General features: G+C 66.0%; 11 protein-coding genes. 8 read left to right on the top strand and 3 right to left on the bottom strand.

Annotated features, from left to right (window positions below; genetic code table 11):
• Window positions 1-173: 173 nt before the first annotated feature.
• The gene (locus BRADO_RS31245) at window positions 174-3,659 is read right to left on the bottom strand and encodes a tetratricopeptide repeat protein (protein ID WP_012030196.1); all 3,486 of its coding nucleotides are present in this window, start codon (window positions 3,657-3,659) and stop codon (window positions 174-176) included.
• A gap of 192 nt (window positions 3,660-3,851) precedes the next feature.
• On the bottom strand, window positions 3,852-4,439 hold the full coding sequence (locus BRADO_RS31240) for a PadR family transcriptional regulator (RefSeq protein WP_012030195.1): 588 nt from the start codon (window positions 4,437-4,439) through the stop codon (window positions 3,852-3,854).
• A 137-nt stretch (window positions 4,440-4,576) separates the two neighbouring features.
• Between BRADO_RS31240 and BRADO_RS31235 the strand changes: the two genes are divergently transcribed.
• From BRADO_RS31235 to BRADO_RS36050, 6 genes are all read left to right on the top strand, one after another.
• A complete protein-coding gene (locus BRADO_RS31235; protein ID WP_012030194.1) occupies window positions 4,577-4,975 on the top strand; it encodes a nuclear transport factor 2 family protein in 399 nt (132 codons plus the stop codon).
• Window positions 4,976-5,115: 140 nt separating this feature from the next.
• Window positions 5,116-6,906, top strand: coding sequence for an acyl-CoA dehydrogenase C-terminal domain-containing protein (locus BRADO_RS31230; RefSeq protein WP_012030193.1), 1,791 nt, complete (start codon window positions 5,116-5,118; stop codon window positions 6,904-6,906).
• Between the two features lie 85 nt (window positions 6,907-6,991).
• Window positions 6,992-8,200: an acetyl-CoA C-acetyltransferase gene (locus BRADO_RS31225; RefSeq protein ID WP_012030192.1), complete on the top strand. Its 1,209-nt coding sequence runs from the start codon at window positions 6,992-6,994 to the stop codon at window positions 8,198-8,200.
• Window positions 8,201-8,438: 238 nt separating this feature from the next.
• Window positions 8,439-10,652, top strand: a complete 2,214-nt coding sequence (locus tag BRADO_RS31220; RefSeq protein ID WP_012030191.1) for a 3-hydroxyacyl-CoA dehydrogenase NAD-binding domain-containing protein — start codon at window positions 8,439-8,441, stop codon at window positions 10,650-10,652.
• Window positions 10,653-10,767: 115 nt separating this feature from the next.
• Window positions 10,768-10,974 carry an addiction module protein gene (locus tag BRADO_RS31215; protein WP_012030190.1) on the top strand — a complete coding sequence of 69 codons (207 nt, stop codon included), beginning with the start codon at window positions 10,768-10,770 and terminating at the stop codon, window positions 10,972-10,974.
• Window positions 10,975-10,980: 6 nt separating this feature from the next.
• Entirely contained in the window at window positions 10,981-11,277 is a 297-nt protein-coding gene (locus BRADO_RS36050) for a type II toxin-antitoxin system RelE/ParE family toxin (protein ID WP_012030189.1), read from the top strand.
• 225 nt (window positions 11,278-11,502) lie between these two features.
• Here BRADO_RS36050 and gstA read toward each other — a convergent pair whose 3' ends face one another.
• The gene (gstA, locus tag BRADO_RS31210) at window positions 11,503-12,117 is read right to left on the bottom strand and encodes a glutathione transferase GstA (protein ID WP_012030188.1); all 615 of its coding nucleotides are present in this window, start codon (window positions 12,115-12,117) and stop codon (window positions 11,503-11,505) included.
• Window positions 12,118-12,277: 160 nt separating this feature from the next.
• Between gstA and BRADO_RS31205 the strand changes: the two genes are divergently transcribed.
• Complete coding sequence (locus tag BRADO_RS31205) at window positions 12,278-12,766, top strand: MarR family winged helix-turn-helix transcriptional regulator (protein WP_012030187.1); 489 nt, start codon at window positions 12,278-12,280, stop codon at window positions 12,764-12,766.
• A 96-nt stretch (window positions 12,767-12,862) separates the two neighbouring features.
• Window positions 12,863-14,233 carry a glutamate--cysteine ligase gene (locus BRADO_RS31200; protein WP_012030186.1) on the top strand — a complete coding sequence of 457 codons (1,371 nt, stop codon included), beginning with the start codon at window positions 12,863-12,865 and terminating at the stop codon, window positions 14,231-14,233.
• Window positions 14,234-14,324: the final 91 nt, after the last annotated feature.

The following is a 14,324-nucleotide window of genomic DNA, read 5'->3' as shown; positions in this document are numbered from 1 at the left end:
TTTCAAGATCGCTGTTGCGTGCCCGTCTCTTTCCACGCCGTCATAGCCGGGCGTGTCCCGGCCATCCACGTCGTCCAGCATCCTGAGAACGCGTGGATGCCCGGGTCAAGCCCGGGCATGATGCAGTAACCAATGAGCAGGATCGTTCCCCGGAGCCGCCGTCGCGATGGGGATCAACGTGGCGCCGTCGCCGCCGCCCGCTTGGCGAGCGCGGCCTTCGCCGCGGCGGCCTTGGCGATCGCCTGGTTGCCGTCCCAGCCGCCGGCGGGAGTCGGCACGTTGACGGCGTCATCCGGCTGCGGCTCGACCGTGAAGGTCTGGATCGCGAGCTTGGCCGCGGCCAGCGACTGCGCATCGAGCCGCTTGGCGACGTCGTCACGCTTGCGTCCGGCGTCAGCATCGCCCTGTGCTGCGGCCAAGGTGAACCACTTGTAGGACTCGGCGAGGTTCTGCTCGACGCCGATGCCGCGGGCATAGAGGATGCCGAGGTTGAACTGGCTGTCGGCGACGCCGCGCTCGGCGGCCTTGCGGAACCATTGCGAGGCGCTCTTGTAGTTCGCGCCCTTGCCGCCGCCGTCGGCGTCGAGCACGGCGAGATTGTGCATCGCCTTGGCGTTGCCGCGCTCGGCGGCGACGACATAATAGCGGCGCGCGATGTCCGCGTCCTTCTTCACGCCGAGGCCCTTCTCGTAGAAGGTGCCGAGACGGAACACGGCCGGGATGAGTCCGGCCTGCGCCGCGCGGTCATACCATTTCGCGGCTTCCTCGTAGTTCGGCGCGACGCCCTTGCCTTCGGCGAGCCGGATGCCGACCTCATAGGCCGCGGTCGGATCGCCCTTGAGGGCCGCGTTGCGCAACGCCGGCCCGCCGATGGCGTCGGGCAGCTTCTCGGAGGCGGGCACCTGGACCAGCCCGAGCCGCTGGCCGTTGGCCGCCGTCGGAATCGTGCCGGTGATATCGCCGCCGGCTGCGGCGGCCTGCCGCTCCGTGTCCTGCGGGATCGCGAGCATGGCGATCGTCTCCGCCTCGCTCGGCATCGCCCTGTTGTAGGATTGACGATCGAGCGGGGTGGGCGAGGTCAGCGAGGGTCCGCTCTGGTCAGGCGTCGTCGGACGGGGCGACATGCTCGGCGAGGCCGATGGCATCTGTGCGCGCGGTGGCTCGGTTTGGCTTTCCATCGAGCTGACGGGCGGCGGCGTGCTGCCGGTGTCGAGCAGCGACATCGCGAACTTGAATGTGCCGAGCACGATCACGACCACGCTTGCGCCGACCAGCAGCGAGCGGATCTTCGAGCCGATGGTCGAGACCTCCTCGTCGCCCTCGGCGGCGAGCGCGACGGTGGGCTTCTCCTTGACCTTTGCTTTCGCGGGCTCCTTTGGAGCTTCCTTCGGCGGCTCTTTCGCCTTCTCCTTCGGCTTGTCCTTCTTCGCCTTCTTGGCGTCGACCGGCTGGGCCGCCGCAGCAGCCTGCGCCGCACGCCGGGCGGCGGCGATGAAGCTTGACGTCGAGACCGGCTCGCGCTTGGCGGCCGGCAGTTCGCTCAGGGCCTCCTCGGAGGCCGCGATGCGCTCTGCAGGAGACGCGGTTCGCCCCGGCGGGCGCGTGCCCGGCTCGAGCGGATGATCAGGGGGTAGCTCGGGAACGATCGCCGGGCGCGCCGCCTGGGCGGCGTGCGGCTCCAGGATTTCAGCGATCGCCTTCGGGGGAATCGGCGGGATCGGTGGCGGAGCAGCAGGGGCGGCCGGCGCCGTTGCGGCGTGGAAGTCGCGCGGTGCCGCGGCAAATGCCGACGGGTGCGCCGCCGGGCTTGCCATGGGGGCGGCCGGCTGCGCGGCCGCCGGATTGGGAAGCTCCGGCCGATAGGCGGGCTCGGTCCTGATCGGCTCGCCATAGGTCGGCGGCGCGGGGGCGCGCGCGGTCGGCATCGGCGGCTCGACCGGCGGCGCCAGTGGCGCCAGGACGGCGGGCTGGCTGGTCGTCGCGCGCACATTGCGCAGATCGCCTTCGATCATCGCGAGGCGGTCGACGACGTGGCCGAGCGTGTTGTGAACCGCTTCCAGCGAGTCCTGGGTGTTGCGATCGGTCTCGGTCTGGCTGAAGCGGATGTCGGACAGCTCGCGCTTGACCATGTCGACGAGGCCCGAGTCCTGCGACGCCTCGCGCTGCGACCGGCTCTCGGAGAGCGCGGCGAAGGTCGCCTGCTGCCGCTCGAGATAGCGCAGGATGTCCTGCAGGCCGTCCTCGACCCGGGACATGTTTCCGCTGCGCGGATCCTGGGATGCTTCGAGCCGCTCCAGCAGATAGCTGATCCGCTGCTCGAGATGGGCGATCGCGGACGAGCCGTCATTGCCGACCTGCAGGCGGTCGATGCGATCGGACAGACCGCGCAGCGCATCCTCGATCTGGGCGGTGTTGTCGGGTGCGGGCGCCGGCGGCTCGCGGCTTTCGAGCGTCGACGTCAGCGCGGCGATGCGCTGCTCGAGCGCGGCGAAGGAATCGTGGAACGAGCCGTGCGTGTCACGCACCTGCGTGACCTGGTCGACCTTCGAGGACAAGTGCCGCAGATCGTCCGACAACCGCTCCAGCGCGTCGTTGGAGGCGACATTCGCCACGATCGCGCGCAGCGCCGTGATGGCGCTTTCCAATTGCTGGACCGTGCCGGGGTCGTCATTGGCGCGCAGGATCAGATCCAGCTTGGCGCCGAGATTGCGGATCGCCTCGTCATAGACGGCAAGCTGTTCGGCCGGCTTCAGCGAGCCGACGACTTCGCGGATGTCCGTGAGCGCGCGTTCGATGCCGGCGAGCGCCTGGCCATCGACGCCGCTCTGGCGGTTCTCGTCGATGCGGCGCGACAGCGAGTGGATCTCGTTCTCGATCGATTCGATCGCACGCCGCGGCATCGCCTCGGTGATGGTGAGGCGGATCTCGGCGAGCTCGGTGCGGAAGCCGGCGATCGACTGTTCGAGGCCATCGTCGGGACGATGCAGTGCCTCGATCTGGCTGGTGATCTTGAGGAGGTGCCGTTCGAGCTGCGAAAAGTCCGGCCCGGGCGGATGCGCCGGGGGCGGTGTCATCAACGGCGCCGCGGCGTGGGCCATCGCGGGCGCGGTCGGCGGCGCCTGGTGCGGCGGCAGCGGCCGGGCATTGTCGAGCTCGCTCTGCCGGGCGCTGATCTCGGCGACGGCCACGTCGAACGAGCCGGCGCTGAGCGGCTGCGCCGGACGATAGAGCTGCGCGGCGGCGCGCTCGACGCCGTCGGGACCGCGATAGCGTTCCTCGGGCGCGGCCTTGCGCAGCGGCGTGGAAATCTGCGACAGGCGCGCGTCGAGACGGGAGATGGCGTCGTTGAGCTGGCGCGCCACGCCCTGCTCGTCGCGTGGTGCGTCCTTGCGTGCACCGGGACGCGACATGTGCTCGATCTGGCGGGCGATGGAATCGAGCCGCTGATGGATGTCGGCGACCTCGCGGGCGTCGCGATGCACGGGCGGCGTGCTGCGCGGCGGCGGAGCGCTGCCGCGGAAATCCGGCGGCGCGGATGCGCCGAGCGTGGAATTGATCCAGTCGTTCAGCGTCATGCCGGCGCGCTGCGCCGCGGCCTCGGCCCTCTCGCGGACGGACGGGTCGATGCCTTCATTACTCCACGGTACGCGCGAATTCATGTCTCGTCCGGTTCTGCTTCCAGCGCTCCACCAAGCGCCTCCAGCCTCCCCACGCGTCCCGGACTTGAAGATGAACGGAACCGCGCAGATCGTCTGCTCCAGGTCCCGACTTTTGACTTTTACGGTAAATAACGGGTTAAGTTTACCGCCGGCGCGGTCAGAAGTTTTGCGACTGCTTTCGCATCGCGCGGATCAGCCTGCGCTTTCACGGGAGGACGCATCCAGCGGCCGCACGCTGCCGGTGCCGGAGAGAGCCGACAGAGCGGTGATCGCCTCCTCGCACCATTCGGCGACCATGCGCTCATGGCGCAAGCCGAGGCGCAGATTGAGCAGCTTGCCCATATCGGCCGGCGCGACGCTGCCGTCCGCGTAATGCTTCTTGAGGATGCGGTCGTAGCGCTCGGCGCGGTCGCGGTGATGCTCCATCCGCGCCATCAGGTCGGCCCGGATCGGCGCGATGTCGGCTGCCCCCAGCGCATAGAGCCGGACGAGAAGATCGTCCTTGGTCGAGGCCGGCGTGCTGGGGCGCGCGGCCCAACTGCGGAAGGCGGCGCGGCCCTCCGGCGTGAGCGTGTAGACGAGCTTGTTCGGCTTGCCGGTCTGCACCACCTCGCGGCCCTGGATGTAGCCGCGGTCACGCAGACGGGAGAGCTCGCGGTAGATCTGCTGGTGGTCCGTCTTCCAGAAGAAGCCGATCGAGGAGTCGAAGGTCTTGGCGAGCTCGTAGCCCGTCATCGGATGTTCGGTGAGACAAGCGAGGATGGCGTCGCCGAGGGCCATGGCCGGAAACTGCTCCCGTTTTTCTGATCTTGGTCTGCCCCGCTCCACGCTTGACATTATGCACATTGGCGCATATGCGTCAATGTGCATATGGGGTGGTTGTGGTGCTGGCCTGTTCCGCCCCGAGGAGACGCCCAATGACAATGACCGGCCTCGATGCATGGTACGGCTACATGAAGTCTCACGATCTCGGCGCTTTGCGGGAGCTGCTGCATCCCGACGCCGTGTTCGAAAGTCCCGTCGTGCATACGCCGCAGCGCGGCCGCGACATCACCTTCAAATATCTCGCGAGTGCTGAGAAAGTCTTAGGCGGTCCCGGATTCAAGTATGTCGGGGAGTGGCGTAACGCCACGGGCGCCGTGCTCGAATTCGAGAACGAGATCGACGGCATCAAGCTCAACGGCGTCGACATCATTACCTTCGATGATTCCGGCCTGATCACTCACTTCAAGGTGATGGTGCGCCCGCTCAAGGCGATCAATCTGCTGCACCGCCTCATGGGCGAGCAGCTGGCCGCGATGAGCAAGCCATCATGAGCAAGCCCTCGTGACGCGACCGACAGCCGCAAATCAACGGCTGCCGCAAGTCCCTCGAAATCGCTACAGTCCGCGGCCTGCATTGCCCGCCGCGTCCGCAACCTCAGTCTGAACCTTCAGCTTTCCTGCCGGAGACGCCGATGCCGATTTACAAAGCCCCCGTGGAAGATGTGACCTTCCTGCTCAACGACGTGTTCCAGATCGATCGCTACGACAATCTGCCGGGCTTCTCGGATGCCTCGGCCGATGTCCGCGAGGCGATCCTGGGCGAAGCTGCCAAGCTCGCCGAAGAGGTGCTGCACCCGCTGAACCGCGTGGGCGATCTCGAAGGCTGCAAACGCCACGACGACGGCAGCGTGACCACGCCGAAGGGCTTCAAGGAAGCCTACAAGCAGATCAAGGAGGGCGGCTGGCTCGGCCTGTCGGCGCCGACCGAATATGGCGGGCAGGGCCTGCCGGTGACGCTGAGCCAGACCGTCAACGAATTCCAGTGCTCCGCCAACATGGCGTTCTCGATGTATGGCGGCCTCACCATGGGCGCCACCGCCGCGCTCATCGTGCATGGCAGCGAGGAGCAGAAGAAGACCTACGTGCCGAAGATGGTGGCCGGCGAATGGACCGGCACCATGAACCTGACCGAGCCGCATTGCGGCACCGATCTCGGCCTGCTGCGCACCAAGGCGGTGCGCCAGGCCGACGGCAGCTTCAAGATCTCAGGCACCAAGATCTTCATCTCCGCCGGCGAGCACGATCTCGCCGACAACATCATCCATCTGGTGCTCGCCCGCATCGAGGGCGCGCCGGCCGGCATCAAGGGCATCTCGCTGTTCGTCGTGCCGAAGTTCATGGTCAATGCCGACGGCACGCTCGGCGCCCGCAACGGCGTGATGTGCGGCTCGATCGAGCACAAGATGGGCATCCACGGCAACTCGACCTGTGTGATGAACTACGACAACGCCACGGGTTGGCTGATCGGCGAAGAGAACAAGGGCATGCAGGGCATGTTCGTGATGATGAACGAGGCCCGGCTCGGCGTCGCCGTGCAGGGGCTCGCGCAGTCCGAGGTCGCCTACCAGAACGCGGCCGCCTATGCGCGCGAGCGCATCCAGGGCCGTTCGCTGACGGGTGCGAAGGCGACCGACAAGCCGGCCGATCCGATCATCGTGCATCCCGACGTGCGCCGCACCCTGCTGTCGATCCGCGCCTTCAACGAGGCGGCGCGCGCGATGGTGGTGTGGACCTCGCTGAAGAGCGACGTCGCGCACCGCTCGCAGGATCCGAAGGACCGCCAGGCCGCCGACGACCACATGGGCCTGATGACCCCGGTCATGAAGGGCTACATGACCGACATGGGCTTCGCCAATGCCGTCCAGGCGCAGCAGATGTATGGCGGCCACGGCTACATCGCCGAGTGGGGCATGGAGCAGTTCGTGCGCGATGCGCGCATCGCGATGATCTACGAGGGCGCCAACGGCATCCAGGCGCTGGACCTCGTCGGCCGCAAGCTGCCGCGCGACGGCGGCCGCGCCGTCATGGCGTTCTTCGGCGAGGTCGGCTCGTTCGCCAAGGAGCACGGCGGCAGTGACGCGATGAAGCCGTTCATCACGCCGCTGTCGATGGCGCTCGGCCATCTGCAGCAGGCTACGACCTGGCTGATGCAGAACGCGATGACCAAGCCGGACAATGCCGGTGCGGCGGCGACCGACTACATGCATCTCTTTGCGCTGGTCACCTTCGGCTACATGTGGGCGAAAATGGCCAAGGTGGCGCAGGACAAGATCGCGGCCGGCGACAGCTCGACCTATCTGACCACCAAGCTGGTGACGGGCCGCTTCTTCATGGAGCGCGTGCTGCCCGAGACGGCGGCGCATCTCGCCCGCCTGCAGGCCGGCTGTGCGACCGTCATGGAGCTGCCGGCGGAAGCCTTTTGAGGATCAGACGATGAGCCGGTGCGCGATGCGCGCCGGCTTTGTCGCTCACGTAATTAACGAAATCAGACCAGATGAGGAGGGCGTGATGCCTGAGGCCTTTATCTACGACCACGTACGGACTCCCCGCGGCCGCGGCAAAGCCGACGGATCCCTGCACGAGGTGACCGCGCTCGCGCTCGCCACCGTGCCGCTCAAGGCGCTCAAGGACCGCAACAACATCCCCGAGGACGCCGTCGATGACGTCGTGCTCGGCGTCGTCGATCCCGTCGGCGAAGCCGGCTCGGACATCGCGCGCTTCGCCGCGCTCAACGCCGGCCTCGGCGAGGCCGTCCCGGGCGTGCAGATCAGCCGCTTCTGCGCCTCCGGCCTCGATGCCGTGAACTTCGCCGCCGCGCAGATCATGAGCGGCCAGCACGAGCTCGTCATCGGCGGCGGCGCGGAATCGATGAGCCGCGTCGGCATCGGCGCCTCCGGTGGCGCCTGGCCGATGGATCCGTCGATGGCGGTGCCGTCCTATTTCATGCCGCAAGGCATCTCGGCCGACCTGATCGCCACAAAATACGGCTTCTCGCGCGACGACGTCGACGCCTATGCGGTGCAGAGCCAGCAGCGCGCCGCCAAGTCCTGGGAAGAGGGCCGCTTCAACAAGTCGGTGGTGCCGGTCAAGGACGTCAACGGCCTGACCATCCTCGCCAAGGACGAGCACATGCGCCCGTCCACTACGATGCAGTCGCTGGCACAGCTGCAGCCGTCGTTCGCGGCGATGGCGCAGATGGGCGGCTTCGACGCGGTGGCGATCCAGTCGCATCCGGAGCTCGAGCGCGTCAACTACGTGCATCACGCCGGCAACTCCTCGGGCATCGTCGACGGCGCCGGCGCCGTGCTGCTCGGCAGCAAGGAGGCCGGCGAGAAGCACGGCATGAAGCCGCGGGCCAAGATCCGCGCCTTCGCCAATATCGGCTCGGAGCCGGCGATGATGCTGACCGGCCCGGTCGACGTCACCGAGAAGCTGTTCGCGCGCTCCGGCATGACGAAGTCGGACATCGATCTGTTCGAGCTCAACGAGGCCTTTGCTTCGGTCGTGCTGCGCTACATGCAGGCGTTCGAGATCGACAAGGACAAGATCAACGTCAATGGCGGCGCCATCGCGCTGGGTCATCCCTTGGGCGCCACCGGCGCGATGATCCTGGGCACCGTGCTCGACGAGCTCGAGCGCACCGGCAAGGCGACCGCGCTCGTCACGCTGTGCATCGGCGGCGGCATGGGCACCGCGACCATCATCGAGCGGGTGTGACGGCCGTCATTGCGAGCGAAGCGAAGCAATCCAGAGTCCCACCCGAGCCCTGGATTGCTTCGTCGCTTCGCTCCTCGCAATGACGCGTAACTACGGAACGTAGGGTGGGCAAAGCGAAGCGTGCCCACCGTCTTTCGTCACCGATACCGTCGGTGGGCACGGCGCAAGGGCGCCTTTGCCCACCCTACGATTACGGATAACGCCGCGCCGACAGGCTGCTGGCACCGAGGAGCACACCATGGCCTACAAGAACTTCAAGCTCGAAACCGATGCCGACGGCATTGCGCTGATCACCTGGGATATTCCGGGCCGTTCGATGAACGTGCTCGACGAGACCTCGACCAACGAGCTCGAGGCGCTCGTCAAGGAGACCACCGCCGACGCCGCCATCAAGGGCGTCGTCATCACCTCGGCCAAGGAGGCGTTCTGCGCCGGCGCCGATCTGTCCATGCTCGAAGGCATGAACCGCATCTATGCGGATGTGCTGAAGAGTAAGGGCGAGGAAGCCGCCAACCAGATGCTGTTCGACACCAGCCGCCGCTTCTCGCAGATCAACCGGGCGATGGAGACGTCGGGCAAGCCGTGGGTCGCCGCCATCAACGGTCTCGCGCTCGGCGGCGGCTTCGAGATCACCCTGTCGTGCCACTACCGCGTCGCGGCCGAGAACCCGAAGACACGGCTCGGCCTGCCGGAGATCAAGGTCGGCCTGTTCCCCGGCGCGGGCGGCACCCAGCGCGTGCCGCGCATCGTGCAGCCGCAGGACGCGATGAACCTGCTGTTGAAGGGTGAGGCGCTGACGCTCGACAAGGCCAAGGCGCTGAAGCTGGTCGACGCGATCGTGCCGGCGGCGGATCTCATCAAGGCCGCCAAGGACTGGATCAAGGGCGGCGGCAAGGCGGTTCAGCCGTGGGACGAGAAGGGCTTCAAGCTGCCCGGCGGCCCGGTGTTCTCCAAGAACGGCATGATGATGTTCCCGGCCGGCAACGCCATCTATCGCCGCGAGACCTACGACAACTATCCGGCCGCGCGCGCCATCATGAGCTGCGTGTATGAGGGCCTGCAGCTGCCGATCGACGCCGCGCTGCGCGTCGAGTCGCGCTACTTCACCAAGATCCTGCGCTCGAAGGAAGCGGCGGCGATGATCCGCAGCCTGTTCCTGTCGATGCAGGAATTGAACAAGGGCGCGCGCCGTCCGGCCGACGTGCCGGCGAGCAAGATCAAGAAGATCGCCGTGATCGGCGCCGGCTTCATGGGCGCCAGCGTGGGCTACGTGTCCGCGCGTGGCGGCCTCGAAGTGGTGCTGATCGATCGCGACCAGGAGAGCGCCGACAAGGGCCGCGCGCATGCGCAGAGCGTGATCGAAGGCTTGGTCAAGAAGGGCCGCGCCAAGCCGGGCGAGGCCGAGGCGATCATGGGCCGCATCACCGCGACCGCCGACTATGCCGCCTTGAAGGATTGCGATCTCGTCATCGAGGCCGTATTCGAGGACCGAAAGGTCAAGGCCGAGACCTACGCCAAGGCGCAAGCGCATCTGAAGGACGGCGCGATCTTCGCCTCCAACACCTCGACCCTGCCGATCACCTCGCTGGCCGAGGAGTTCAAGGACCAGGGCCGCTTCATCGGCATCCACTTCTTCTCGCCGGTCGAGAAGATGATGCTGGTCGAGATCATCATGGGCAAGGCGACCGGCGACGTCGCGCTGGCCACCGCGCTGGACTATGTCCGCACCATCGGCAAGACGCCGATCGTCGTCAACGACTCCCGCGGCTTCTTCGCCAATCGCTGCGTGATGCGCTACATCGCCGAGGGCAACGAGATGTTCCTCGAAGGCGTGCCGCCGGCGCTGATCGAGAACGCCGCCAAGATGGCCGGCATGCCGGTCGGCCCGCTGTCGCTGTCGGACGAGGTCGCGCTCGATCTCGGCCTGAAGATCATGAAGGCGACCGAGCACGACCTTGGGCCCAACGCGATCAACCAGGACCACAAGAAGCTGATGGTCGAACTGGTCGAGAAGCAGGGCCGCTTCGGCCGCAAGAACGGCAAGGGTTTCTACGATTATCCCGAGAAGGGCAAGGGCGAGAAGCGGCTCTGGCCCGAGCTGGCCGCGATGCAGCCGAAGCATCTCGATCCGGATACGCTTGATGTCGAGGAGCTGAAGCAGCGCTTCCTGGTGGTGCAGGCGGTGGAAGCCGCGCGCACCGTCGAGGACCACGTCATCACCGACGTGCGCGAGGCCGATGTCGGCTCGATCCTCGGCTTCGGCTTCGCCCCGTTCACCGGCGGCACGCTGTCCTACATCGACTTCATGGGGACAAAGACCTTCGTCGAGCTGTGCCACAAATTCACAGCCAAGTACGGCTCCCGCTTCGCCCCGCCGAAGCTGCTCGAAGAGATGGCCGCCAAGGGCGAAACCTTCTACGGCCGCTTCCCGCCGAAGAAGGCGGCGGCTTAGGTTCACCACGTTAGCGGGCTCCCGGAACGCTCCGGCTTTCCGGGAGCTCGCTTCCGTCACCCTGGTTGCAGCGTCTTGAGTCGTTTTTTCCAGATTTTGGCGCTATAGTCCGGTCATGGCTGAAACGTTCGATATCGCCAAGCTGACGAAGAAGGAGCGGCTCGCTCTGATTGGAGAGCTGTGGGACAGCTTGGCGCCCGAAGACGTGAGCCTGACGTCGGCTCAGGAGGCAGAGCTTGCCCGGCGCATGGCAACGTTCGAAGCTGATGCGCAGCGAGCCGTGTCCTGGGACGAGATTGAGGCCGATCTCGACAAGCGGTGACTGTGGATGCCGCGCGTTTTATTCACGGATGCCGCGCGTGGCGATCTCGAAGACGCCTTCGCTTGCTACGAGGCGCATGCACCCGAGGTCGTTCCGCGGTTTCGTGAATCGCTGCGAGCTGCCGTCGCAAGGCTAGGCCAAAACCCCAAGCAGTTTCCTGGCCTACTCGCACAAGGCGCGCCGGGCGCTGGTTCGGCATTTTCCGTATCTGTTGATCTTCAGCGAACCCCAGCGGCCGTCTACGTGGTCGCCGTCTTTCACACCAGCCGTGACCCAACGGTCTGGCGAAATCGAACATCGTAAGGCGCCACCTCAACTTCGCTGTCCTCCCGGACAAGCTCGGAAACGCGTCAGTGTTGCCGAGCGCCGATCCGGGATCCATACGCCGCGGCAGATGTTTGGCGGCACGAAAGACGTCATGACCATCTCGCGACACACTTCACCCTGTGGTTATGGATCCCCGCTTTCGCGGGGATGACACTGAGGGTTTTGCGGCAGTGTGCCAGAAATCGCCGATCAAAAGCGAACTCACCCCGCCTTCATCAGCCCTTCCTTCGTCAGCGCTTCCTGCACCTTCGGGCGCGCCGCGACCCGGTTCTTGTAGGCGACGAGATTGGGCATTCCTGACAGATCGAACTTCATCCGGTCCGCCCAGGTCAGGATCGTGAACAGATAGCCGTCGGCGACGGTGAAATGGCTGCCCATCAGATAGTCGCGGCCGGCGAGCTGGCTGTCGATGTATTTGAACTTGCCCATCACGCGGTCCTTGAAGAACGCCTTGGCGTCGTCGGCGAGCACCGGCGAGAACATCGGGCCGAAATTCTTGTGCAGCTCCGAGGTGATGAAGTTCAGCCACTCCAGGAGCTTGTAGCGCTCGCCGCTGTCGCGCGCCGGGGCCAGGCCCTTGTCCTTGGCCTGGTCGGCGATCATCTGGACAATGACCGGGCCCTCGGTCACGATTTCGCCGCTGGGCAGCCCCAGGGCCGGCACCTGGCCCTTCGGATTGACCTTCAGATAATCGTCGCCATTTTCCAGGGTCTTGGCGCGCAGATCGACCTTGACCAGATCATAGGGCAGGCCGGCTTCGAGCAGGGCGATATGGGGCGACAGCGAGCAGGCGCCGGGTGAATAATAAAGCTTCATCCTGTATTCCCTCCTTGAGACCGTTTTGGGTGGAACCGACCGGGCGGTTCATCCGCTCTGAATGCATTGCGCCCTTAAATGCATTTGCATGGAATCGTCAAGATTGATGCAGCTGCATCGAATGCGCTAGAACGGGGACGAAGAGGATACGAGCCGGCCCATGAAACGCAAACCATCGACCGAGGCGACCGCCGCCTGGATCCGCCTGATGCGGGTCCAGAGCCGGGTGCTGGACTGCGTCGAGCAGGAGCTGAAGAAGGCCGGTTTTCCCCCGCTCGCCTGGTATGATGCGCTTCTGGAGCTGTCGCGGGCCCCGTCCGGCGAACTGCGCCCGGTCGAGCTCGAGCGGCAGATGCTGATCCCGCAATATTCGACCTCGCGGCTGATCGACCGTCTTGTCGACGAAGGTCTGGTTGTCAGACGCGAATGCAAGATGGACAAGCGCGGCCAGTTCGTCGAGATCACTGAGGCTGGCCGCGAGCTGCAGAAGCGGATGTGGTCGGCCTATTCGGCGGCGATCGAGAAGCACGTCGGCTCGAAATTGTCGGATACCGACGCCGCCAAGCTTTGCATGCTGCTCGACCGGCTCGGCTGCTCCTGCGGCCAGACCGCGCAACTTTCCGCGGCAGAAGGCGCGTCATCCCGATGAGCCATCCGATCTCATTCACATCCGCGGTCCCCAGGGGTCCGCGGCCCTTCCTGTCACCCTGCGCGACCCTCGACGCGCCTTTCCACCGAGACTCCCATGGCGCGTGACCAGATCGACATGACCCCGCTGCAGTCGCGCGACGAGCTCGTCGCGTGGCTGGAGGCCGGCGTGAAGCCGCCATCCGCCTTCCGTATCGGCACCGAGCACGAGAAGACCCCGTTCACGCTCGACGGGCACCGGCCGGTGCCGTACGAGGGCGCCCGCGGCATCGGCGCGCTGCTGGAAGGCATGAAGCTGCTGCTCGGCTGGGAGCCGATCATGGAGCGCGGCAACATCATCGGGCTCTATGACGTCACCGGCGGTGGCGCGATCTCGCTGGAGCCGGGCGGCCAGTTCGAACTGTCCGGCGCGCCGGTCGAGACCGTCCATCAGACCCAGAGCGAGTTGATGGCGCATCTGGCGCAGGTGCGCGAGATCGCCACCCCGCTCGGCATCGGTTTCCTCGGACTTGGCATGACGCCGTCCTGGACGCGGCAGGAGATCCCGGTGATGCCGAAGGGCCGTTACAAGATCATGCGCGGCTACATGCCGAAGGTCGGCAGCTACGGCCTGGACATGATGTTCCGGACCTGCACGGTGCAGACCAATCTCGACTTCTCCTCGGAAGCCGACATGGTCAAGAAGCTGCGCGTCTCCGTCGCGCTGCAGCCGATCGCCACCGCCTTGTTCGCCAATTCGCCGTTCACGGAAGGAAAGCCGAACGGCTACCTGTCGTTCCGCTCCGAGATCTGGCGCGACACCGACAATCAGCGCTCGGGCATGATCCCCTGGGCGTTCGAGGACGGCATGGGCTTCGAGCGCTGGGTCGACTACGCGCTCGACGTGCCGATGTACTTCGTCAAGCGCGAGGAAGACTACATCGACGTGTCGGGCACCTCGTTCCGCGCGTTTTTCGAAGGCAAGAACCCGGCCCTGCCCGGCGAGCGTCCGAGCCTGTCGGACTGGGCCAATCACCTCTCGACGATCTTTCCGGAGGTACGGCTGAAGCGTTATCTGGAAATGCGCGGCGCCGACGGCGTGCCGTGGGGCCGGCTGCCGGCGTTGCCGGCGTTCTGGGTCGGCCTGCTGTATGACGATGCCAGCCTCGACGCCGCCTGGGAGCTGGTCAAGAACTGGACCGCGTTCGAGCGCCAGAACCTGCGCGATGACGTCCCGCGTCTCGGCTTCAAGGCGCGCATCCGCAATCGCTATGTGTTCGAGGTCGCCAAGGACTGCCTGACCTTGGCGCATCACGGTCTGCGCCGCCGCAATCGCGTCGATCATCTCGGCCGCGACGAGAGCCGCTATCTCGAACCGCTCGACCAGATCATCGATTGCGGCCGCTCGCCCGCCGACGAGATGCTGGAGAAGTTCAATGGCGCCTGGGCCGGCTCGGTCGAGCCAGCCTATGACGAGTACGCGTTCTGACCGTTTGGAATTGAGCCAAGCATCTTTACGTACGCCCGTTGCTTGATTGGCCGCGGGTGCCGCGGCGGATTCGCTGCGCGTTCAACCAGGC

This window comes from Bradyrhizobium sp. ORS 278, from assembly GCF_000026145.1.
GTDB lineage: Bacteria > Pseudomonadota > Alphaproteobacteria > Rhizobiales > Xanthobacteraceae > Bradyrhizobium.
The sequence above is the reverse complement of the archived record's forward strand: the minus strand, read 5'-3'. Positions and strand labels throughout refer to the sequence as shown.

Coding starts and splice junctions, on each gene's coding strand:
- BRADO_RS31245 (WP_012030196.1), bottom strand. CDS start 3,659: ATGAATTCGCGCGTACCGTGGAGTAATGAAGGCATCGACCCGTCCGTC.
- BRADO_RS31240 (WP_012030195.1), bottom strand. CDS start 4,439: ATGGCCCTCGGCGACGCCATCCTCGCTTGTCTCACCGAACATCCGATG.
- BRADO_RS31235 (WP_012030194.1), top strand. CDS start 4,577: ATGACAATGACCGGCCTCGATGCATGGTACGGCTACATGAAGTCTCAC.
- BRADO_RS31230 (WP_012030193.1), top strand. CDS start 5,116: ATGCCGATTTACAAAGCCCCCGTGGAAGATGTGACCTTCCTGCTCAAC.
- BRADO_RS31225 (WP_012030192.1), top strand. CDS start 6,992: ATGCCTGAGGCCTTTATCTACGACCACGTACGGACTCCCCGCGGCCGC.
- BRADO_RS31220 (WP_012030191.1), top strand. CDS start 8,439: ATGGCCTACAAGAACTTCAAGCTCGAAACCGATGCCGACGGCATTGCG.
- BRADO_RS31215 (WP_012030190.1), top strand. CDS start 10,768: ATGGCTGAAACGTTCGATATCGCCAAGCTGACGAAGAAGGAGCGGCTC.
- BRADO_RS36050 (WP_012030189.1), top strand. CDS start 10,981: ATGCCGCGCGTTTTATTCACGGATGCCGCGCGTGGCGATCTCGAAGAC.
- gstA (WP_012030188.1), bottom strand. CDS start 12,117: ATGAAGCTTTATTATTCACCCGGCGCCTGCTCGCTGTCGCCCCATATC.
- BRADO_RS31205 (WP_012030187.1), top strand. CDS start 12,278: ATGAAACGCAAACCATCGACCGAGGCGACCGCCGCCTGGATCCGCCTG.
- BRADO_RS31200 (WP_012030186.1), top strand. CDS start 12,863: ATGGCGCGTGACCAGATCGACATGACCCCGCTGCAGTCGCGCGACGAG.